Origin of the sequence: Microbacterium sp. NPDC019599, assembly GCF_040632175.1 — a bacterium.
In the GTDB taxonomy this organism is placed as follows: domain Bacteria; phylum Actinomycetota; class Actinomycetes; order Actinomycetales; family Microbacteriaceae; genus Microbacterium.
Genome location: NZ_JBEYBL010000009.1, coordinates 27633 through 48936 on the forward strand (window position 1 = coordinate 27633; position 21304 = coordinate 48936).

17 protein-coding genes are annotated in these 21304 nt (G+C 71.8%); 14 read left to right on the top strand and 3 right to left on the bottom strand.

The window, feature by feature from the left end; genetic code table 11:
• Window positions 1-137: 137 nt before the first annotated feature.
• Window positions 138-1055, bottom strand: coding sequence for an aldo/keto reductase (locus tag ABZ477_RS14955; RefSeq protein ID WP_360134633.1), 918 nt, complete (start codon window positions 1053-1055; stop codon window positions 138-140).
• Complete coding sequence (locus ABZ477_RS14960) at window positions 1052-2143, bottom strand: LacI family DNA-binding transcriptional regulator (protein ID WP_360134636.1); 1092 nt, start codon at window positions 2141-2143, stop codon at window positions 1052-1054. Before ABZ477_RS14960 ends, ABZ477_RS14955 begins: the two co-directional genes overlap by 4 nt.
• Window positions 2144-2266: 123 nt before the next feature.
• Between ABZ477_RS14960 and ABZ477_RS14965 the strand changes: the two genes are divergently transcribed.
• The 9 genes from ABZ477_RS14965 to ABZ477_RS15005 all read left to right on the top strand — a co-directional run bounded on the left by ABZ477_RS14965 (window position 2267) and on the right by ABZ477_RS15005 (window position 12712).
• The gene (locus ABZ477_RS14965; protein ID WP_360134639.1) at window positions 2267-3208 is read left to right on the top strand and encodes an oxygenase MpaB family protein; all 942 of its coding nucleotides are present in this window, start codon (window positions 2267-2269) and stop codon (window positions 3206-3208) included.
• A 322-nt stretch (window positions 3209-3530) separates the two neighbouring features.
• Complete coding sequence (locus ABZ477_RS14970) at window positions 3531-4379, top strand: NAD(P)-dependent oxidoreductase (RefSeq protein WP_360134642.1); 849 nt, start codon at window positions 3531-3533, stop codon at window positions 4377-4379.
• Between the two features lie 409 nt (window positions 4380-4788).
• Window positions 4789-5778 (top strand): ABC transporter substrate-binding protein, encoded by a 990-nt coding sequence (locus tag ABZ477_RS14975; RefSeq protein WP_360134645.1) that lies wholly within the window; start codon window positions 4789-4791, stop codon window positions 5776-5778.
• Window positions 5779-5870: 92 nt separating this feature from the next.
• A complete protein-coding gene (locus ABZ477_RS14980; RefSeq protein WP_360134648.1) occupies window positions 5871-7406 on the top strand; it encodes a sugar ABC transporter ATP-binding protein in 1536 nt (511 codons plus the stop codon).
• A gap of 8 nt (window positions 7407-7414) precedes the next feature.
• Complete coding sequence (locus ABZ477_RS14985; RefSeq protein WP_360134651.1) at window positions 7415-8443, top strand: ABC transporter permease; 1029 nt, start codon at window positions 7415-7417, stop codon at window positions 8441-8443.
• The gene (locus ABZ477_RS14990) at window positions 8440-9459 is read left to right on the top strand and encodes a sugar ABC transporter permease YjfF (protein WP_360134654.1); all 1020 of its coding nucleotides are present in this window, start codon (window positions 8440-8442) and stop codon (window positions 9457-9459) included. Before ABZ477_RS14985 ends, ABZ477_RS14990 begins: the two co-directional genes overlap by 4 nt.
• An 85-nt stretch (window positions 9460-9544) precedes the next feature.
• Entirely contained in the window at window positions 9545-11056 is a 1512-nt protein-coding gene (locus ABZ477_RS14995) for a sugar ABC transporter ATP-binding protein (RefSeq protein ID WP_360134657.1), read from the top strand.
• Complete coding sequence (locus tag ABZ477_RS15000; protein WP_360134660.1) at window positions 11049-12083, top strand: LacI family DNA-binding transcriptional regulator; 1035 nt, start codon at window positions 11049-11051, stop codon at window positions 12081-12083. Before ABZ477_RS14995 ends, ABZ477_RS15000 begins: the two co-directional genes overlap by 8 nt.
• A gap of 59 nt (window positions 12084-12142) precedes the next feature.
• Window positions 12143-12712: a DUF1992 domain-containing protein gene (locus ABZ477_RS15005; protein ID WP_360134663.1), complete on the top strand. Its 570-nt coding sequence runs from the start codon at window positions 12143-12145 to the stop codon at window positions 12710-12712.
• A 235-nt stretch (window positions 12713-12947) separates the two neighbouring features.
• Here ABZ477_RS15005 and ABZ477_RS15010 read toward each other — a convergent pair whose 3' ends face one another.
• Window positions 12948-13442 (bottom strand): gluconokinase, encoded by a 495-nt coding sequence (locus ABZ477_RS15010; RefSeq protein ID WP_360134666.1) that lies wholly within the window; start codon window positions 13440-13442, stop codon window positions 12948-12950.
• 89 nt (window positions 13443-13531) lie between these two features.
• On the opposite strand from ABZ477_RS15010, the gene ABZ477_RS15015 reads away from it, so the two are divergent.
• From ABZ477_RS15015 to ABZ477_RS15035, 5 genes are read left to right on the top strand one after another with little or no spacing between them, the layout of a single operon-like run.
• On the top strand, window positions 13532-14062 hold the full coding sequence (locus ABZ477_RS15015) for a hypothetical protein (RefSeq protein ID WP_360134669.1): 531 nt from the start codon (window positions 13532-13534) through the stop codon (window positions 14060-14062).
• Window positions 14063-14104: 42 nt separating this feature from the next.
• Window positions 14105-14497 carry a hypothetical protein gene (locus ABZ477_RS15020; protein WP_360134672.1) on the top strand — a complete coding sequence of 131 codons (393 nt, stop codon included), beginning with the start codon at window positions 14105-14107 and terminating at the stop codon, window positions 14495-14497.
• Window positions 14498-14542: 45 nt separating this feature from the next.
• A complete protein-coding gene (locus tag ABZ477_RS15025; protein ID WP_360134675.1) occupies window positions 14543-17854 on the top strand; it encodes a transglutaminase family protein in 3312 nt (1103 codons plus the stop codon).
• Window positions 17851-20361 (top strand): circularly permuted type 2 ATP-grasp protein, encoded by a 2511-nt coding sequence (locus ABZ477_RS15030; protein WP_360134678.1) that lies wholly within the window; start codon window positions 17851-17853, stop codon window positions 20359-20361. Before ABZ477_RS15025 ends, ABZ477_RS15030 begins: the two co-directional genes overlap by 4 nt.
• Complete coding sequence (locus tag ABZ477_RS15035; RefSeq protein WP_360134681.1) at window positions 20358-21236, top strand: transglutaminase family protein; 879 nt, start codon at window positions 20358-20360, stop codon at window positions 21234-21236. Before ABZ477_RS15030 ends, ABZ477_RS15035 begins: the two co-directional genes overlap by 4 nt.
• Window positions 21237-21304 lie beyond the last annotated feature (68 nt).

Below are 21304 nucleotides of genomic sequence, written 5' to 3' on the forward strand. Positions count from 1 at the left end.
GCCACCCTCGAGCATTCCGGCGCGGCCGGCAGCCGCCTCGGCGCTCGACATGCCAGAACTTCTGGCATCTCGGCATCCGTTGACCGGAACTTCTGGCGTCTCGGCGGCGGCGAGCGGATGCTGGGAGCCCGGGAGCCTCAGACCGCGAGGTCGCGCAGCTCGTCCCACAGCTCGGCCGGGATCGGCGCAGCGGCGTTCGCGACGAGCTCGTCGACGCGCTGGGGCGACGAGACGCCCACGACGGTCGAGGAGACCCGGGGGTCGCGCGTCGAGAACTGCAGCGCCACGGCGGGGAGCGAGACACCGTGCGCCGCGCACAGCGCGCGCAGCCGCTCGGTGCGCTCCACGATCTCGTCGCTCGGCATCCCGTACTGGTACCGCGGCCGGTCGGCGGCGGGCTTGGCGAGCATGCCGCTCGCGAACGGCGCCGCATTGACGTATACGAGGCCTGCGGCCAGCGCGTGGTCGATGAGGGCGTCGGCGCTGCGATCCAGGAGCGTGTAGCGGTTGTGGTTCAGCAGGATGTCGAAGGCGCCCGTGTCGACGTACCGGCGCATCGCGCCGAGGTCGCCGCCCGCGACGCCGATGCGATCGACGGCCCCGCGCCGCTTGAGCTCGACCATGGCGTCGACCGCTCCGCCGGGGGCGGACAGGTCGTCGAAGTCGAAGTGCTCGGGATCGTGCAGGTAGAACACCGGCACGCGGTCGAGCCCGAGGCGCTCCAGGCTCTCCTCGAACGACGCGAGCACGCGGTCGCCCGTGAACTCGCCGTCGCCCGGCACCGGGTCGGCCTTCGTCGCGACGACGAACCCCTCGGGAAGGCCGCCCGCGCGGCGGATCGCCTCGCCGATGCGCTTCTCGCTCTCGCCGCCGCCGTAGTTGTTCGACGTGTCGAGGAAGCCGATGCCGGACTCGAACGCGCGCAGCACCGTCGCGATCGCGCGCTCGGCCTCGACGTCGTAGCCGTAGATCTGCGGCATGCCGCCGAGCGGGCTCGTGCCGACGCACAGCTCGGTGACGACGGGCCCGCCGGGCCCGAGCTCTCTCGTGGTCATGTCGGGTCGTCCTCTCCGGCGCGCGGCGGCGCCGAGGTCGAGGCGCGCGGCGGCGCCGAGGTCGAGGCGCGCGGCGGCGCCGAGGTCGAGACGCGCGGCGGCGCCGAGGTCGAGGCGCGCACGACGAGTACGGGTCGCGCGGGCGGGGTCGGATCGGGCAGGCCCAGCACCTCGGCGACGCAGCGGCGCGCCTCTCCGGCCAGGTCGAGGTGCACCGTCGTGAGCGCCGGCCGGTAGAACGCGGCATCCGGATTATCGTCGAAGCCCGCCACACTGATGTCGCGCGGCACGTCGAGGCCCGCTTCGCGCAGCCCAGCGATGAGCCCCAGCGCCATCTGGTCGTTGGCGACGAAGACGGCTGTGGGTCCCAGCGGACCGCGCACGGCGTCGACGATCTCGGGAGCGAGGGCTGCGGCGGTGGCGGCCGACCAGTCGCCCTCCCAGCGCCCCGCTGCCTCGAGCCCGCGTGCCGACAGCGCCTGGCCGAACCCGCGCTCGCGGGCCGTCGCCTCGAGCCAGTCGGCGGGGCCCGCCAGCAGTGCGATGCGCCGATGCCCGAGCTCGGCGAGGTGCGCGACGGCGAGCGCCGCGCCGTCCTCCTGCACGCCGCCCTCGTGCGAGCCGTGGAGCACGCCGAGAGGCACGCCGAGGGGCCGCGCTGCGAGGCCCTCGAGCGACCTGGCGTGCGGCGCGAGCACGACGATGCCGTCGACACCCTGCGCGAGCAGGCGCTCGGCCGCGTCATCGACGGATGCCTCGTCCGCCGCATCGGCGTAGGCCGTCGCGACCCACCGCCCCGACTCGCGCGCGGCGGCCTCGAGCGCCGCGATGCCGACCGACGGGCCGTAGAGCGTCGCGTCCGAGGCGATGACGCCCAGCGTCCGCGTCGTGCGCGTCCCGAGGGCGCGCGCGGCGTTGTTGACGCGGTAGTCGAGCGCCTGCATCGCCTCGAGCACTCGGCGGCGGGTCTCAGGCCGGATGCTGGGATGCTCATTGATCACGCGCGACACCGTCTGCGACGACACGCCGGCCAGCTGCGCGACCTCGCGCACGCCGACGCGGCTCGTGCGCGTCCCGGCATCGCTCATGGGGTACACCGTAGCCGGGGCTGAAGGCGCCGAGATCGCGCGATCTGCGATCCCGTCGGGATCGGGACGGTCGTCCACGCGTTCTCGAGCCGGTCTGGCCTCGTCGCATGCGAGGCTGGGGGCATGGGCTCCCCCGCGCTCGATCCGGTCCGGCCGTCACGGCTCGCGGCGCTGCGCGCGCGGCTGCTCACGGCGGTCTCGGGCGACCCCGATGGGGCACCCAAGTGGGTGCTGGCACTCGCCGAGGGCGACGACGACGGGTACTTCGCCGAGGACGGGCCCGCCTGGACGGTCCACGAGGGGATGGCGACGTTCGTCGCCGGCATCCGGGCGCTGCTGCTCCAGGCCCTGCACCCCGGACCGATGGCCGGCGTCCACGACTTCTCGCGCTACCGCGACGATCCGCTCGGGCGGCTGTCAGGCACAGTCCGCTGGATCCTGTGCCTCACGTACGGCTCGCGCGCGCAGGCGGATGCCGAGACCGCGCGGGTCGCCCGCTTCCACTCCCGCGTCGAGGGCAGCTACGTCGACGCCGCTGGGACCGAGCGCGCCTACTCCGCCGCCGACGCGGAACTGTCGGACTGGGTCCACCTCGCCTTCACCGACGCGTTCCTCACGGCGCACACGACGTGGGGAGGGCCGATCCCGGGCGGACCCGATGCATACGTCGCCGACTGGGCGCTCGCGGGACGGCTCATGGGCGTCGCCGAACCGCCGGCGACCGTGGCCGAGCTCCACGCCCGCATCGACGGCTACCTCGAGCGCGGCGAGCTGCGCGGCGACGAGCGCGTCCACGACGTCGTCCGGTTCCTGCGCCGCCCTCCGTTCGAGGGACGGATGGGACTCGCCTACCGGATGCTGTTCGCCGCCGCCGTCGCGACGATCCCGCGTCGCTACCGACGCCTCCTCGGGGTGCGTCGCGCTCCCCTGCCTGTCGTGACCGCGACCCGCGTCGTGCTCGCCGTCGCCGAGCGCGCGCTCACGTCGGGCGGACCGCGCGCGAACGACCGCGCCCGCGAGCGGCTGCGCAGGCTCGAGCGCGAGGCGCGCGCCGCCGCGCCCTGAGCGACAGCATCCCGCCCCGCCGATCGGGACGTCCACCCCAACACGGGGCGACCAGTGGTCGGCTCCGTTCGGCGGAAGCGGCGCTTCCTCACCCCGAAACACTGTTTGCGGCGCACTCCGGGGTCGCGAACGGCTGCTTCACGCGCGGCGAACCCACCACATGCGACCCCGAACCTCCCCAACCCTCGAGATCGGGGTCGCGGACGGCTGCTTCACGCGCGGCGAACCCACCACATGCGACCCCGAACGATCCCGCGTGCCCGGAGGGACAGCATCCCGTCGCCCCCGCCCGGGCACACTGCAGCCGTGACAGGGTGGAGACATGCGCATCGCCCTCACCGGCTCTTCCGGAAAGCTCGGTTCCGTCGTCCTCCGCGAGCTGCGCGAGGCCGGTCACGACGTCGTCGGGATCGACGTCGTCGGAACCCGCGGGCCCGGCTTCCTCCAGGTCGACCTGACCGACTACGGCGCCGTCGCCGACGCTCTGTCGGGCGTCCACGGCGAGTCGGGCGGCTTCGACGCAGTCGTGCATCTCGCGGCGATTCCGGCGCCGAGCATCCGCAGCGACATCGCCACGTTCCGCAACAACATCCTCACGACGTTCGACGTGTTCTGGGCGGCGGTGCGGCTCGGCATCCGTCGCATCGTCTACGCGTCGAGCGAGACGGTCCTGGGGCTCCCGTTCGACGTCGACCCGCCGTACATCCCGGTCGACGAGGAGTATCCGGCGCGTCCCGAGTCGGTGTACTCCCTCGTCAAGCACCTCGAGGAGCAGCTCGCGATCGAGCTCGTGCGCTGGCATCCCGATCTGTCGATCACGGCGCTGCGCTATTCGAACGTCATGAATCCGGACGACTACGCCGAGTTCCCGTCGTTCGACGCCGACGCCCGCAAGCGCAAGTGGAACCTGTGGGGCTACATCGACGCGCGCGACGGCGCGCAGGCGGTCCAGAAGGCGCTGGATGCTGCTCCCCCCGGCTTCGACCGCTTCATCATCGCGGCGGCCGACACCGTCATGACCAGGCCCAACGCCGAGCTCGTCGCCGAGGTATTCCCCGGCGTGCCGCTCAAGCGCGAGCTCGGGGTGAACGACACGCTTCTGTCGATCGACAAGGCGCGGCGCCTCCTCGGGTTCGACCCGCAGCACTCCTGGCGCGACCACCGGAGCTGATCGGTCGGCTCGGCGTCTGGCCGGCGTCGAACATCCCGAAGTTCTGGCCTCTCGACGCCGAGATGCCGGAACTTGTGGCATCTCGCGCGGAACGCGGTGCTCCTCGGCGGGCGGATCCGATGCTCCCCGCGGCTGGGGCTGAGCTCCTCGGCGGGCCGGGCGCGACTCCGCGCGCACACCGCGGGATCGCTCCCACCAGCAATGTGATCGCTAACGTTCCAATCCGGGTTCACGCCGGGATCGAAACCGCAGATAGCGGCGATATCACGCCGCCGTTACCCAAATGTTATCGCTCACATATTGCGCGACCCTGAAATGTGAAGGCTAACATTCTGGTCATCGAGCCTCCCCCGACGGCTCGCATGGAAATCGCCGGCGCAGATGCCGGTCCCGAACAAGGAGGTTTTGGGTGAACAAGAAGTTCATGGCCGGCATCGCACTTCTCGGTGCGCTCGCACTCGCGGCCACGGGCTGCTCGAGCAGCTCGGGCACGGGCGGCGACGGCGGCGACGGCGGCGACGACGGCCCCGTCACCGTCGGCTTCGCGCAGACCGGCTCCGAGTCCGGCTGGCGCTCGGCGAACACCGAGTCGATGAAGGAGGCGTTCTCGGCCGAGAACGGCTTCGACCTCATCTTCAACGCGGCCGACAACGACCCCGCAGCCCAGATCGCGGCGGTCCGCGACTTCATCAACCAGGGAGTCGACGCCATCGTCATCGCCCCGATCGTCGAAGACGGGTGGGATGACGTCCTCCAGGAGGCAGCGGATGCCGGCATCCCGGTCGTCCTCGAAGACCGCACGGTGACCTCGCCCGAGGATCTCTACGCGAGCTGGGTCGGCCTCGACTTCAAGAAGGAAGGCACGACGGCCGGTGAGTGGGCCGCCGAGAACTTCGGCGACACCGCCACCAAGATGGTCGTGCTCGAGGGCACGACGGGCTCCGCGCCCGCCAACGACCGCGCGGAGGGCTTCGACGAGGCCATCGCCGGCACGTCCATCGAGAAGATCGACTCGCAGACGGGCGACTTCACGCGCGACGGCGGCAAGACGGTCATGGAGGGCTTCATCCAGAAGTACGGCATCGACGGCATCGACCTGCTCTACGCCCACAACGACGACATGGCGCTCGGCGCCATCGAGGCGATCGAGGCGGCGGGCGGCGTCCCGGGCGAGGACATCAAGATCATCTCCATCGACGCGGTGCACGACGGCATGCAGGCCCTCGTCGACGGCAAGATCAACTACATCGTCGAGTGCAACCCTCTGCTGGGCGAGCTCGCAGCCGGCCTCGTCACCGATGTGCTCGCGGGCACCGAGGTGGAGAAGAAGTACTACGTCGAGGACCAGAGCTTCACGCAGGAGCAGGCGGCCGAAGTCATCGACGAGCGCGCTTACTGAGCCTCAGCAGCACCAGGACGCACGCCACGTCCGCCGGGGGTGAGACCGTCACCCCCGGCGGACGTGCCGACGAGACCGAAAGGCCACCCGATATGCCCGCGGACGCCGCAGTCCTCCCGGTCGTCGACATGACCGGCATCACGATCCGCTTCCCCGGAGTCCTCGCCCTCGACGAGGTGGACTTCCGCCTGTTCCCCGGCGAGGTGCACTCGCTCATGGGCGAGAACGGCGCCGGGAAGTCGACCCTCATCAAGGCCCTCACCGGGGTCTACCCGATCGACCAGGGCGACATCGTCGTCGCAGGCAGCAGCCGCGTCTTCGGGTCGACCGCCGACGCGCAGGCGGCCGGCATCTCGACCGTGTACCAGGAGGTCAACCTCTGCTCCAACCTCTCGGTCGGAGAGAACGTCATGCTCGGCCACGAGTCGCGCACCTCCCGCGGCATCGACTGGAAGGCGAGCCACCGCGCCGCCGCCCAGCACCTCGAGAGCCTCGGATTGCACATCGACACCCGCTCGACTCTGTCGACGCACTCGATCGCGATCCAGCAGCTCGTGGCGATCGCCCGGGCGATGGTGCTGGACGCCAAGGTCCTCGTCCTCGACGAGCCGACCTCGAGCCTCGACCGCGGCGAGGTCGAGCGGCTCTTCACCGTCATCCGCGATCTCCGCGGCAAGGGCGTCGCGATCCTCTTCGTGAGCCACTTCCTCGACCAGGTCTACGAGATCTCCGACCGCATCACGGTGCTGCGCAACGGCCGGCTGATCGGCGAACACCTCGCCTCTGAGCTGTCCCGCGGGGAGCTCGTGACGAAGATGATCGGCCGCGAGCTGGACGAGCTGACGGCGCTGTCGTCGGTCGCCGACCGCGACATCGCGCGCGACGGCATTCCCGTGCTGCGCGCGACGGGCATCGGACGGCGAGGGATGCTGGAACCCCTCGACATCGAGGCCTACGAGGGCGAGGTCGTCGGCATCGCGGGCCTCCTGGGCTCGGGACGGACCGAGCTCGTGCGCCTCCTCTATGGCGCCGACCGGGCCGAGACGGGCGAGATCGAGGTGAAGGGGGTGTCGACGCGGATGACCTCCCCGAGGCAGGCGATCCAGAGCGGCATCGCCTTCTCGTCCGAGAACCGGCGTGCCGAGGGCATCATCGCGGACCTCACCGTCGCCGAGAACATCGTCCTCGGAATCCAGGCCCGCCGCGGTTCGATGCGGCCGATCCCGCGCGCGGAAGCGGAATCTATCGTCGTGGACTACATCGAGGCGCTCGGCGTGCGCCCGGCCGACCCCGGGATGCTGGCCGGGAACCTGTCCGGCGGCAACCAGCAGAAGGTGCTGCTGGCGCGCTGGCTCGCGACGGCACCCGCGCTGCTCATCCTGGACGAGCCGACGCGAGGCATCGACGTCGGCGCGAAGGCCGACATCCAGCGCAAGGTCGCCGAGCTGAGCGCTCAGGGCCTGTCGGTCGTCTTCATCTCGTCCGAGCTCGAGGAGGTGCTGCGCCTCGCGCAGCGCGTCGTCGTCATGCGCGACCGCCGCAAGATCGGCGAGCTGTCATCCCGTGACGTCGACCTCGACGGACTCATCGACTACATCGCGAACAAGACCGAGGACCCCGCGGCATGAAGAAGCTCATGAGACACCGGCTGTTCTGGCCCGTCGTCGCCCTCCTGACCCTCATCGTGATCAACACGATCGCCCGGCCGCAGTTCATCCTCGTGACGGTGCGCGACGGCGAGCTGTACGGCGCGCTCATCGACATCCTGCGCAACAGCGCTCCCCTCATGCTCGTCGCGCTCGGCATGACGATCGTCATCGCGACACGCGGCATCGACCTCTCGGTCGGCGCCATCATGGCCGTCTCGGGGGCCGTCGCGCTTACGATCATCGACGCCTCCGAGGATCCGGGAAGCCTCGGGACCGTCGCGGTCGCGGTGCTCGCCGCGATCGGCGTCTCGCTCCTCCTGGGCTCCTGGAACGGCCTGCTCGTCTCGGTCGTCGGGATCCAGCCGATCATCGCGACACTCGTGCTGATGCTCGCGGGGCGCGGCGTCGCCCTGCTCATCACCGGCGGCTTCATCACGACGGTCAACAGCGCTCCGTACTCGTTCATCGCGACGGGGTACCTCGTCGCCCTCCCCGTCGCCTTCCTCATCACGGTCGTCGCGATCGCGGTCCTCGCGCTCGTGGAGCGGCGCACGGCGCTGGGCGTCCTGACGGAGGCGGTCGGCATCAACCCCGAGGCGAGCCGGCTCGCGGGCGTCCGCGCGCGCGGCATCATCTTCAGCGCCTACGTCCTCTCGGGCGTGCTCGCCGGTGTCGCCGGGATCATCTACAGCGCGAACATCCGCGCCGCCGACGCCAACGCGGCAGGCCTGTTCATCGAGCTGTACGCGATCCTCGCCGTCGTGCTCGGCGGCACGTCGCTCCTCGGCGGCAAGTTCACGATCGCCGGCACCGTCGTGGGAGTCCTCACGATCCAGACATTGGAGTCCACCATCCTGTTCCTCGGCGTCCCCTCCGCCCAGAGCCCCGTCTTCTTCGCGATCGTCGTCATCGTCGTGGTCGTCGTGCAGTCCCCCCGGCTGCATGCGTGGGCTCGCAGCATCCTGAGATCCCGCTCGCGCGCCGGCGCTCCTCGCAAGGTGGAGGTGGCGTCGTGACCGCCGTCGACGCGCCCGTGCGCGGGGGTGCGACGATGTCGTCGCGCTACTCGACGTTCATGAGCCGCCACTCGTCGATGGTTCCGACGTTCGCGGCCGTCGTCATCCTCATCGTCCTGCTCGTCGGTGCCCAGCTGCGGTTCGAGAACTTCCTGACTCCGCGCAACCTCTCGGCGCTGCTCCTGGACAACGCGTACCTCGTCGTCCTCGCGGTCGGACTGACGCTCGTGATCGTCACGGGCGGCATCGACCTGTCGGTGGGCTCGGTCATGGCCTTCACCGGCATCCTGTGCGCGAGCCTCCTCGCCAGCGGCATGCCCGCGTACCTCGCGATCCCGATCATGCTCATGGGCGGCGCCGCGATCGGCCTGCTCGTCGGCATCCTCGTGCAGTACTTCAACGTGCAGCCCTTCATCGCGTCCCTCGCGGGGCTGTTCCTCGCCCGCGGCCTCGCGTTCGTCGTGAGTCTCTCGTCGATCCGCGTCGAGGACCCGGCCGTGCTGTGGCTGCAGCGCACGCGCTTCACGGTGGGCGACTGGTACATCACGCCCACGGGGATCATCGCGCTCGCCGTCGTCGCGCTCGGCGCGTTCGTCATGCAGTGGACGCGGTTCGGCCGCACGATCTACGCGATCGGCGGCGCGGAGCAGTCCGCGCGGCTGATGGGCCTGAAGGTCGGCCGGACCAAGGTCGTCGTCTACGTCGTGAGCGGAGTCTGCGGCGGGCTTGCGGGCCTGATCCTGACGGCGTACTCGGGTGCGGGCTATCCGCGCAACGGCATCGGCACCGAGCTCGATGCGATCGCCGCGGTCGTCATCGGGGGCACGCTCCTCACGGGCGGTGTGGGCTACGTGCTCGGCTCCCTCGTCGGCGTGCTCGTCTACGGCACGATCAAGAAGCTCATCTCGTTCATGGGCGCCGAGCAGTCCTGGATGCAGATCATCATCGGGGCGATCCTCCTGATCTTCATCGTCGTGCAGCGTGTCATCGTCGCCCGGTCGCAGCGTCGCACCTAGTGCTCGCACGTCGGGAAAGGCGGCGCCGCGCACCTGGGGTGCGTCGGCGCCGCGCTCTGCGCGCAGCGCTCGGGATAATGGCGTGATGGACACCGCCCCGCTGCTGCAGCTCATGGGCGGAACGGTGCGGTTCGGGGCGGATGCCGCGATCGACGGCGTCGACTTCCGCCTGTTCCCCGGCGAGGTGCACTCGCTCATGGGCGAGAACGGGGCCGGCAAGTCGACGCTCATCAAGGCGATCACCGGCGCGCTCCCCCTCGATGAGGGGGTTCTGATGCTCGGCGGGCAGACGGTGCGCTTCGCGACGCCGCACGAGGCGCAGCAGGCGGGCGTCAGCACCGTCTATCAGGAGATCGACCTCCTGCCGAACGTCTCGGTCGCCGAGAACATCTCGCTCGGGCGCGAGCCGCGCCGGTTCGGGCGCATCGACTGGCGCGAGATGCGCCGGCACGCGCGCGAGGTGCTGGGCGACCTCGGCCTCGACATCGACCCCGCCTCGATCCTCGACACGCACTCGCTCGCGGTGCAGCAGCTCGTCGCGATCGCGCGCGCCATCTCGACCGACGTCAAGGTGCTCGTGCTCGACGAGCCGACCTCGAGCCTCGACCTCGACGAGGTCGCCGAGCTCTTCCGGGTCGTGCGCGACCTCAAGCAGCGCGGCGTCGCGATCCTGTTCGTGTCGCACTTCCTGGACCAGGTCTACGAGCTGTGCGACCGCGTCACGGTGCTCCGGGACGGCCGGCTCGTCGGCGAGTACCTCACGCGCGAGCTGCTGCGCATCGATCTCGTCCAGGCCATGCTCGGCCGCAGCGCCGCGGCGCTGCAGACTCCGACGAAGGCCGAGCCTGAGGAGCACGGGATGCCGCTCCTCAGCGCGCGCGGCATCACGGTGCGCCCCGGCATCGCCGACGCCGACATCGACCTCTTCGATGGCGACGTGCTCGGCGTCGCCGGCCTCCTGGGCTCGGGCCGCAGCGAGACGGCGCGCGGGCTGACCGGGATCGACCGGCTCGACGCCGGTGTCATCCACCTCGAGGGCCGGGCGACGTCGTTCGGCAGCCCCCGCAAGGCGATGTCGCTCGGGGTCGTGTACTCCTCGGAGAACCGCCGCGCGGAGGGCATCATCGGCGACCTCAGCGTCGAGGAGAACATCACCCTCGCGCTGCAGGCCGACCGCGGCGTCTTCCGCCGCCTCCCGGCCGCCCGCCGTCGCGAGCTGGCGGCGAGCTGGGTCGAGGCCCTCGACATCCGCCCGCCTGACCTCGACCGGCCCGCCGGCACGCTCTCCGGAGGCAACCAGCAGAAGGTCCTGCTCGCGCGGCTGCTCGCGCTGTCGCCGCGCGTCCTCGTGCTCGACGAGCCCACGCGCGGGATCGACGTCGGCGCGAAGGTCGAGATCCAGAACCTCGTCGGCGAGATGGCCCGCAACGGCCTGTCGGTCATGTTCATCTCCGCCGAGCTCGAGGAGGTCCTGCGGGTCGGCAGCCGCGTCGCGATCCTCCGTGAGGGCCGCATCGTCGAGACGCTGGACTCGGACCAGCTGACGGTGGACTCGCTCCTGGCCCTCGTCGCGCGGCCGGAGGACACCGATGGCTGAGCCGCGCGGCACGGGCGCGGACGACGCGGCGGCCCGGCCCTCGAACATCTTCGACGTCGCGCGGCTCGCCGGGGTCTCGCACCAGACCGTGTCGCGGGTGCTCAACGATCTGCCGAACGTCCGCCCCGCGACCCGTGCGCGCGTCGAGCAGGCGATCGCGCAGCTGCGATACAGCCCGTCCCCCGCGGCGCGGGCGCTCGTGACCCGGCGCACCCGCACGATCGGCCTCGTGGCCCCCGGCGTCTCGGACTACGGCCCGACGTCGATCGCGATGAACTTCACGTTCGCGGCGCGTGCCGCGCGCTACAACGTCGAGACGGTGAGCTCGCTCGACGCCGACGTCGCGAGCGTCCGCGAGGCCGTCGAGGGCCTCCTCCGCCAGCGCGTCGACGCGATCGTTCTCGTCGTCGTCGACATCGCGGTGCTCGAGGCCGTCCGCGCCCTGGATCTCAGCATCCCCGTCGTCGCCGCCGCCTCGACTGCGCGCCGGAGCCCGCTCATCGTCTCGATCGACCAGTACCGCGGCGCGCGCTCGGCCGTGCGCCACCTCGCAGAGCTCGGCCACGAGCGGATCCTGCACCTGGCAGGACCCGCGCAGGCCTCGGACGCGTTCGAGCGCGTGCGCGGCTGGCGCGACGAGCTGGCGGCGCGTCGCCTGGCCGTCGTCGAGCCGCACCACGGCGACTGGAGCGCCGCGAGCGGGTACCGTCTCGGTTCGACCCTCGACATCGAGCCCGGGTCGGCGATCTTCGTCGCGAACGACCACATGTCGATCGGCGTGCTCTCGGCCCTGCGCGAGCGCGGACTGCGCGTCCCCGACGACGTCAGCGTCGTCGGCTTCGACGACGTCCCCGAGGCCGGCTACCTCTACCCGCCGCTCACGACCGTGCGGCAGGACTTCGCGGCCCTCGGCGAGCTCATCATGCAGAAGGTCCTCATCGCCGTCGAGGAGCCCGACAGCGCGACCGAGGACACGCCCCTCCCGACGCACCTGATCGTCCGCCAGTCCACGAGCGCTCCCCGCTGAGCCGCGCCCATGCTCCGAGGCGCACGTAGGCTCGGTGGCATGGGACGGATGCTGCGCCCATGAGCGACGATCCGCGCGAGGCCGCCGAGCGCTACCGCCTCGAGAAGTGGCAGCGCGAGCACGGGCTCGAGCCCGATGCCGCGCCGGCCGCTCCCGCGCGGGGTGCGACGGCGGCCGATCGCGCCGCGTTCGTCGAGACGGCGATCCAGCAGGCGATCCGGCGCGGCGAGTTCGACGACCTCCCCGGTGCCGGCAAGCCGCTCGAGGGACTCGGCGAGCGCCACGATCCGGACTGGTGGATCCGCCGCAAGATCGAGCAGGAGCAGCTGCGCGGCCTCGGTCCTCCGGCGCTCATGCTGCGCGTCGAGCACGCCGAGCTGGAGGCGCGCCTGGACGCCCTGTCGCGCGAGGACGAGGTGCGCGAATACCTCGACGACTTCAACCGGCGCGTCATCGAGGCGCGCCGGCAGCTCCTGGGCGGTCCGCCCGTCGTGACCCCGACCCGCGACGTCGACGCCGAGGTCGCCGCATGGCGCGCCCGCGCCGCCTCCCGCCGCGCCGCCGAGGCCGCCGCCCGCGCCGAGGCCGAGGCATCCGCCCCCCGCCGTCGCCGGCGCCGCCGCACCTGACGCGGTCGACGGCGGTTCGGTGGTCGCAGATCCACCGCATTCCCGCGGTTCACCTGGATCCGTGACAACCGAGCCGCACATCCGGTCGTTGAGCCAGGCCGCGCGAAGCGCGCCCGAGACGAAACGTCGGAGCCTTTCGGTCGCCCCGGCCTTCGTCCGCGCTGGGACGTTTCGTCTCGCTTCGCTCGCTCAACGACCGGGCTGGGTCGAGGAGCTGCTCGGCGGGGCGGCGGGATCAGGGGCGGGCGAGCCAGCGGGCGAGGATCGCGTCGGCGATCGTCGCGGCGGGGGCGTCGATGTCGACGATGAGGCCGTTCTCGTCGGGCTCGAGCGGCTGCAGCGTCGCGAGCTGGGAGTCCAGGAGCTCGAGGGGCATGAAATGCTCGGCGCGAGAGCCCATGCGCGACGCGAGGAGCTCGCGAGTGCCGTCCAGCTGCGCGAACAGCACGTCGCCGGCCCGCTCGCGGATCGTGTCGCGATAGGCGCGCTTGAGCGCCGAGCACGCGATGACGACCCGCTCCTCGGCGTGCTTCGCGATGACGTCGCCGACGTCTCGGAGCCACGGCATCCGGTCCTCGTCCGTCAGCGGGATGCCGGCGCGCATCTTCTCGACGTTGGTCGCGGGGTGCAGGTCGTCGGCGTCGATGTACGTCGCACCTGCGCGCTCGGCGACGAGCGCCGCGATCGTCGACTTCCCCGACCCGGACACACCCATCACAACCAGCGACACCCCTTCACGGTAGCCGACGACCGCGCGCCCCGACCGCCGCATGACGCACGGGTAGGCTCGCGGCATCCGTTCCTGCGAAGGGAGCCGCCGTGTCCGCAGCCGTCCCCGCCGAGGGCGCCCCGCACGACGACCTGGAGGCGCGCCGCGAACGGGCCGACCGTCTCAAGGAGCGCATCTACCTGTCGTTCGCGGCGCTCGCCGTCGTGCTCGCGATCAACGCGCACGGGCACGCCGACCCGCTCGACGCGTTCCTCACTCTCCTCGTCACCGTGCTCGGCACCCTGCTCGCGGTCTTCGTCGCCGACATCATCTCGTTCACGGTCGCGCACGAGCGGCCGATGAACCGCGCGGAGTTCCGGCACGCCGTGTCGGCGAGCTTCGGCACGCTCGGAGCCATCGCGGCGCCGTTCGCCTTCCTCCTGCTGGCCGTCGCGGGCGTGTGGGAGATCGAGACGGCGCTGCGCGCTTCGGCGATCGCGCTCATCGCGGCACTCGTCGTGATCGGGTGGGTCGCCGTGCGGAGGGTCAAGCTGACGTGGTGGCAGCGCCTCGTCGCGCTCGGCGGCGAGGCGGTGCTGGCTCTCGCTGTCATCGGGCTCCAGCTGCTCGCCCACGGCTGATCGCGACGAGTAGCCTTCGGAGCACACAGGACGGAGGACCGCATGAAGACGAATCCGAGCGGCGGGGTCGTGCTCGTCGGGGTCATCGCCTGGGTCTCGGGCATCCTGCAGCTGTTCTCCGGCGCCGTCATGCTCATCGCGGGCGAGTCCCCCGTGACCGGGTGGACGCACATCGTCGTCGGGCTCGTGACGTTCCCCGTGTGTCTCGGGCTCTTCCGCGCACGCAGGAGCGCCCGGCTCGTCGTGACGCTCGTGTTCCTCCTCGAGATCACGGCGGGCGTCATCGCCGTGATCGACCTGCAGGGGCTCGCCTATACGGCCGTCACCTCGGCGATCCTCGCCGTCTTCGGGCTCGTGCTGCTCTACACGCCGGCCGCCAACGCATCGTTCCGCGACGCGGCGACGGCACGGCGAGCCGCGAAGGCGACGGCGTAGCCAGGCCGTGACGCCGGGGCATCGGACTTCGGCCAAGGTGGATACATGTCGATCAAGGTCGCCCTCGAGCACACCACGACGTACGAGTTCGCGCGACCCGTCACCGTGATGCCGCACGTCGTGCGCCTGCGGCCGGCTCCGCACTCGCGCACGCCGATCGAGGCGTACTCGCTGGAGATCACGCCGAAAGAGCACTTCGTCAACTGGCAGCAGGACCCGTTCGGCAACTGGCTCGCGCGCATCGTCTTCCCGGAGAAGGTCTCACGGCTCGAGATCACCGTGGGGCTCGTCGCCGACATGATGGTCGTCAATCCGCTCGACTTCTTCATCGAGACGTATGCCGAGCGCTTCCCGTTCTCGTACGCGCCGGCCCTCGCCGCCGACCTCGCGCCGTACCTCCGGCCCGTCGCCGACAGCGACCGCGTCGAGGCGTGGATGGCGGGGCTCCCTGCACTCCCCGACGCCGGCGTGCCGACCGTGCAGTTCCTCGCAGACCTCAACCGGGCGGTGTTCCGGGATGTCGCGTACAGCCTCCGCATGGAGGCGGGCGTGCAGACCCCCGACCACACGCTCGAGGCGGGCATCGGCTCGTGCCGCGACAGCGCGTGGCTGCTCGTGAGCATCCTGCGCCGCTACGGCCTCGCCGCCCGCTTCGTCTCGGGCTACCTCGTGCAGCTCGCACCGGACCGCCCCGCGCTGGACGGAGCGGCCGGACCCCGCGAGGACTTCACCGACCTGCACGCATGGACCGAGGTCTTCGTCCCGGGCGCCGGCTGGGTCGGCCTCGACCCGACGAGCGCGCTCTTCGCCGGCGAGGGCCACATCCCGCTCTCCGCGACGCCGCACCCGAGCAGCGCCGCCCCCATCTCGGGAACGACCGAACCCGTCGAGGTGTCGTTCTCGTACCGCAACGAGGTGCGACGCGTGCACGAGGATCCGCGCACGACGCGCCCCTACACGCCGCAGCAGTGGACCCGGATCGACGCGCTCGGCGAAGCGGTCGACGAGCGCCTGGAGGCCAGCGACGTCCGGCTCACTATGGGCGGCGAGCCCACCTTCGTCGCCCTCGACGACCCCCGCTCCGCGCAGTGGCGGACCGCCGCCGACGGCCCCCACAAGCGCGAGCTTGCCAACGCCCTCGCAGAACGGCTGCGCGGCATCTACGCCCCCGGCGGCGCGGTCCACCGAGGGCAGGGCAAGTGGTACCCCGACGAGCCCGCACCGCGCTGGAGCATCGCTCTGCAGTGGCGCACGGACGGCGAGCCGCTGTGGGACGACCCGGCTCTCTTCGCCGACCCATGGGGACCGGATGCCGATCCCGACGCGACCGCGAACGCCGAGCGAGTCGCCGCACGCATCGCGGCGCTCCTCGGCCTCCCCCGCGCCCAGCTGCTCCCCGCCTTCGAGGACCCCCTCGCCGAGCTCTCGAACGACCTCCGCCGCCCCGAGGGCCCGCGCCCGGGCCTCGACGGGTTCGACCGTGCGGGCGTGGACACCGCGGCGTACGAGCCGCCCGCGCCCGCCGGCTGGGTCCTTCCGCTCACGACGCACGGCGAGTGGACGAGCCCCGCGTGGCGCTTCCGTCGCGGCCGGCTCGTCCTGCTGCGCGGCTCCAGTCCGCTCGGACTGCGGCTGCCCCTGGACTCCGTGTCGTGGCACGATCCCGAGCCCACCGGCGAGCCGTCGTACCTCGAAGCCGGTCCCCCGCTGGATGCCGGCATCCCGTCCGTCACGATCGTCGATCCCGAGGGCGCCCAGACGACGGCGCTCACGGTCGAGGCGCGCGACGGCCACGTCCACGTCTTCCTCCCGCCGACGCAGGAGGTCGAGGCGTACGTCGATCTGCTGCACCTCGTCGAGCGGGCGGCTCGGGATGCTGCCTGCCGCATCGTGCTCGAAGGCTACGGTCCCCCACCCGACGCGCGGCTTCGCCAGCTCGTCGTGACACCGGATCCCGGCGTGGTCGAGGTCAATCTGCAGCCGACGTCATCGTGGGCAGAGCAGCGCGACCTCACGACGACGCTCTACGAGACGGCGCGCGAAGTGCGGCTGACGAGCGAGAAATTCGACGTGGACGGCACCCACACCGGCACGGGCGGCGGGAGCCACATCACGCTCGGCGGCTCGCAGCCGATCGACTCGCCGCTCCTGCGCCGGCCCGATCTGCTGCCGAGCCTCCTGACCTACTGGCAGCGGCATCCGAGCCTGTCGTACCTCTTCTCGGGACGGTTCGTGGGCCCGACCAGCCAGGCGCCGCGCTTCGACGAGGGCCGCCCCGACGCCGTCTACGAGATGGAGATCGCCCTCGCAGAGATCCGGCGCCTGACCGACGAGGCCCAGGGCGGGAGCCTCCTGCCGTGGGTCGTCGACCGCTCCCTGCGCCACCTCCTCACCGACCTCACGGGCAACACGCACCGCTCCGAGTTCTGCGTCGACAAGCTCTACAGCCCGGACTCGTTCCGCGGCCGGCTCGGCCTGCTCGAGCTGCGCGGCTTCGAGATGGCGCCGCATCCGCAGCTGGCCCTCGTCCAGCTCCTCCTCGTGCGGAGCCTCGTCGCGATGTTCTGGGAGAAGCCGCTGACCGCTCCCCTCATCCGGTGGGGCACGCGCCTGCACGAGGACTTCCTGCTGCCCGAGGGCGCGATCCGCGACATCGGCGAGGTCGTCGGCGACCTGCGGGCGCACGGCATCGCCTTCGAGGAGACCTGGCTCGACGCCTTCACCGAGTTCCGGTTCCCGCGGATCGGGATGACGCGGATCGACGCGGGGGCGAACGGAGCGAGCGGTCCCGACGCCGAGGCTGCCTCCCCGACACGCCGGGTGATCGAGCTGGAGTTGAGGCATGCGATCGAGCCGTGGCACGTCCTGGGCGAGGAAGCCGGCAGGACGGGGACGGCGCGCTACGTCGACTCGTCCGTGCAGCGGCTCCAGGTGAGGGTCCACGGCATCGATCCGCACCGCCACCTCGTGACCTGCAACCAGGTCCCTGTCCCGCTCGCGCCGACGGGGCGTCTGGGCGAGTACTACGCGGGCGTGCGGTACCGCGCGTGGCAGCCGTGGTCGGCCCTTCACCCCATGATCCCGGTCCACGCTCCGCTCACCTTCGACGTCATCGACGCGGATGCCGCGGCCAGCCTCGGCGGGGCCACCTACCACGTCGTGCACCCGGGCGGGCGGGCGTACGAGCATCCGCCCGTCAACGCGAACGAGGCGGAAGCCCGTCGCGCCCGCCGCTTCGAGCCGCACGGGCACACATCCGGTACCGTCGACGTGGCGGCCCTGCGTGAGAAGGCCCGGCGCGCAGCCAACCCCGACTATCCCCGCACCCTCGACCTGCGGAGGGTCCCCTCCTCGTGACCGTTCTACGCGACTACGCCACCGCCCTCGCCCAGCCGACACTGCCCATCGGCGGCACCGAGGTGCGCTACGACGAGGTCGTCAGCCCCGACGGTTCGCTGCGGCCCGGGTGGAAGAGCCTCGCCGAGGCAGCGCTCGGGCTGACCCCTGAGGAGCTCAAGCGGGTCGGCGGCGAGATCTCGCGCTTCCTCGCCGACCACGGCGTCACCTACGTCCCGCGCGGCGCGACCGCGCAGCCGTGGCACCTCGACCCCATGCCCCTCGTGATGGAGGCGGCCGGGTGGTCGCGGCTCGAAGTGGGCCTCGCCCAGCGCGCCGAGCTGCTCAATGCCCTGCTCGTCGACCTCTACGGCCCCCAGGAGCTCCTGCGCGACGGCATCCTCCCCTCCGCCATCGTGTTCGGTCACTCGGGGTACGCGCGCCCGCTCGCCCGGCCGAGCGCCCACGATCCCCAGCCGCTCCTGCTGTCTGCGACGGACCTCGGACGCGACGCGGAAGGCGAGTGGCACGTCCTGGCCGATCGCGTGCAGGCGCCGTCGGGCCTCGGCTACGCGATGCAGAACCGCCGCGTCCTGTCGCAGGTCATGCCGGAGCTCTATCAGGAGACCGACCTGCACCGCATGGAGCCGTACTTCGCGGCTCTGCGATCGGCGCTGCTCAACTCCGCGCCGGAAGGCGTCACCGAACCGCGCGTCGTGGTCCTCTCACCCGGCACGCACTCCGAGACGGCGTTCGACCAGGCGTTCCTCGCATCGACCCTGGGCTTCCCGCTCGTGCAGGCGAGCGATCTCACGGTGCGCGGCGGCTGGGTGTGGATCAAGCCCCCGGGCTGGCCGAAGACCGGACCCGGCGAGCGCGTCGACGTCATCCTCCGGCGCGTCGACGCGGACTGGTGCGATCCCCTGGAGATGCGCGGCAACTCGCGCCTCGGCGTCGCGGGCCTGAGCGAGGCGGTGCGCCGCGACCGCGTCCGGGTCGTCAACGGCCTCGGCGCGGGCGTGCTCGAGAACCCCGCGCTCCTGCCCTTCCTGCCCGCGATCTGCCAGCACATCCTCGGCGAGCAGCTCCGGCTCCCGGCGGTGCCGACCTGGTGGTGCGGTGATTCCGAGGGCCTGTCGACCGTGCTCGACCGGCTCGGCGAGGACGAGGGCGACTTCATCGTCCGCCGCATCGACGAGCCGCGCAGCGCCTCCGCCGCGCTCTCGACGGAGGAGCTGCGCCGCCGCATCCTGGCGGGGCCGCACCGCTACGTGGGCCAGCAGCGCCTTCCGCTCTCGCAGGCGCCCGTGTGGTCGCCGGAAGGGCGCGCGGATGCTCATCCCGTCGTCATGCGGGCCTTCACGGTGCGTTACCGGTCGGCGTTCCGGCCGCTCCTGGGCGGGCTCGCGACCGTCATGACGCCCGCCGCGACGCCCGTGACGAAGGACGTGTGGATCGTCAAGGGCGCGCCGGAGGACCCCGACCAGGGCCTCGTCGACGTCGCGCCGCTCGACTTCCGCCCCAGCATCCCGGCCCTCGCGCCCCGCTCGCTCGAGGACATGTACTGGGCGGGCCGCTACGCCGAGCGCGCCGAGGACCTCCTTCGGCTGCTGATCACGGCCGACGCCCATCTCGAGGAGCTCGCAGCGCCGATCGAGTCCGAGCAGGCGGTCGCGGCACGCGCGCTCCTCGAGCCCCTCCGGCACCTCGCCGGCCGGCGGCCGGGCGATCCGCAGGCGGAATTCCGCTCGCTCCTGCTCGACCGCGCCCGCCGCGGCTCCGCCGCGTACTCGCTCGAGCGGCTGCGCGACGCGCTGGAGGGCGTGCGCGACCAGCTCTCCGACGACACGTGGCGCGTGTTCGCGCACACGGATCGGGCCATGAAGGCGCTGCGCGGGTCGGAGCGGCCGCACCGCATCACGGAGTCCGCGGGCCGCATGCTGACGGCGGTTCTGTCGCTGCAGGGTGTGACGGCGAGCATGATCCGCGACCCCGGCTGGCACATGATCGAGGCGGGCCGCTGCCTCGAGCGCGCGCTGCAGGTGTGCATCCTCCTGGGATCGACCACGACCGAGCGCCTCGGCATCGCCGCCGACCGCGACGTGCTCGAGGGCGTGCTCGTGGCGGCCGAGAGCTCGGTGACCTTCCGCCGCCGCTATCGCGGCAACGTCCGCACGAGCGGCGTGCTCGAGCTCCTGCTCGTCGACCGCGACAATCCGCGGTCGCTCGCCTTCGCGTTCCGGGAGCTCCGCGGCCACCTCGCGGCGATGCCCGCCTCGACCGGATCGACGCGGCCCGAGCGCCTGCTCGAGCACCTCGAGACGGCGATCGACAACCTCGATCTCACGGCCCTCGCGACGCCGTCCGGCCCGCGGCGCCCGCGACTGCAGCGCTTCTTCGACAGCACGCGCTCCCAGATCGAGCAGCTCTCCGACGCGATCGCCGACGTGCACTTCGCGAGCGGCCCGCCGCCGCAGCCGCTGTCGTCCATGTCGGTCATCGAGCTCTCGGGGGTGAACCCGTCGTGAAGTACGTCGTCTCGCACCGCACCGCGTACACCTACAGCTCACCGGTCCGCGACAGCCGCGGGCTCTACCATCTGTCGCCGCGGCCGCTGCCGTGGCAGGAGGTCGCGACCCACACAGTCACGGTCGAGCCGCTGCCCATCGATCTGCACCGCGATACGGACTGCTACGGCAACGCCGTGACGTACTTCCAGGTGACCGACGCGCACCGCGAGCTCGTCATCGAGTCCACGAGCGACGTCACAGTCGTCGAGCCGCGCTACGACGAGGACGCACTCGCCGTGCCATGGGAGCGCGCGCGCCCTCTTCTCCACGCCGACGCCCCGGATGCCTGGGCCGCCGTCGAGTTCGCCCTCGAGTCAGCGCGCGCGGCGCACGCGGACGGCGTCGCGGAGTATGCCGCGGCATCCCTCACCCGCGGTCGCCCCATCGGCGAGGCGGCGACCGACCTCATGCAGCGGATCTACCGCGACTTCGACTACGACAGCACCGCGACGACCGTCACGAGCACCGTCGACGATGTGCTGCGCAAGCGCGCCGGGGTCTGTCAGGACTTCGCCCACTTCGCGCTCGCGTGCCTGCGCAGCCACGGCATCGCGGCCCGCTACGTGAGCGGATACCTCGCGACGCAGCCGCCGCCCGGCAAGGAGCGCGTCGTGGGCGCCGACGCGTCGCACGCGTGGCTGTCGGTATGGATGCCGGGATCCTCGGACTGGCTCGCGATCGACCCGACGAACAACCAGTGGGCGAACGAGCGCTACGTGACGGTCGCCTGGGGCCGGGACTATGGCGACGTCTCGCCGGTGAAGGGCGTCATCTTCACGAAGTCGAAGAAGTCGACGCTCCGCGTCAACGTCGACGTCGCGCCCGTCGGCTGATCCCGCGCCCCGCTGTGCTCCCCCGGCGCCGAGATGCCAGAAGTTCCGGTATCTCGAGCCCCGGATGC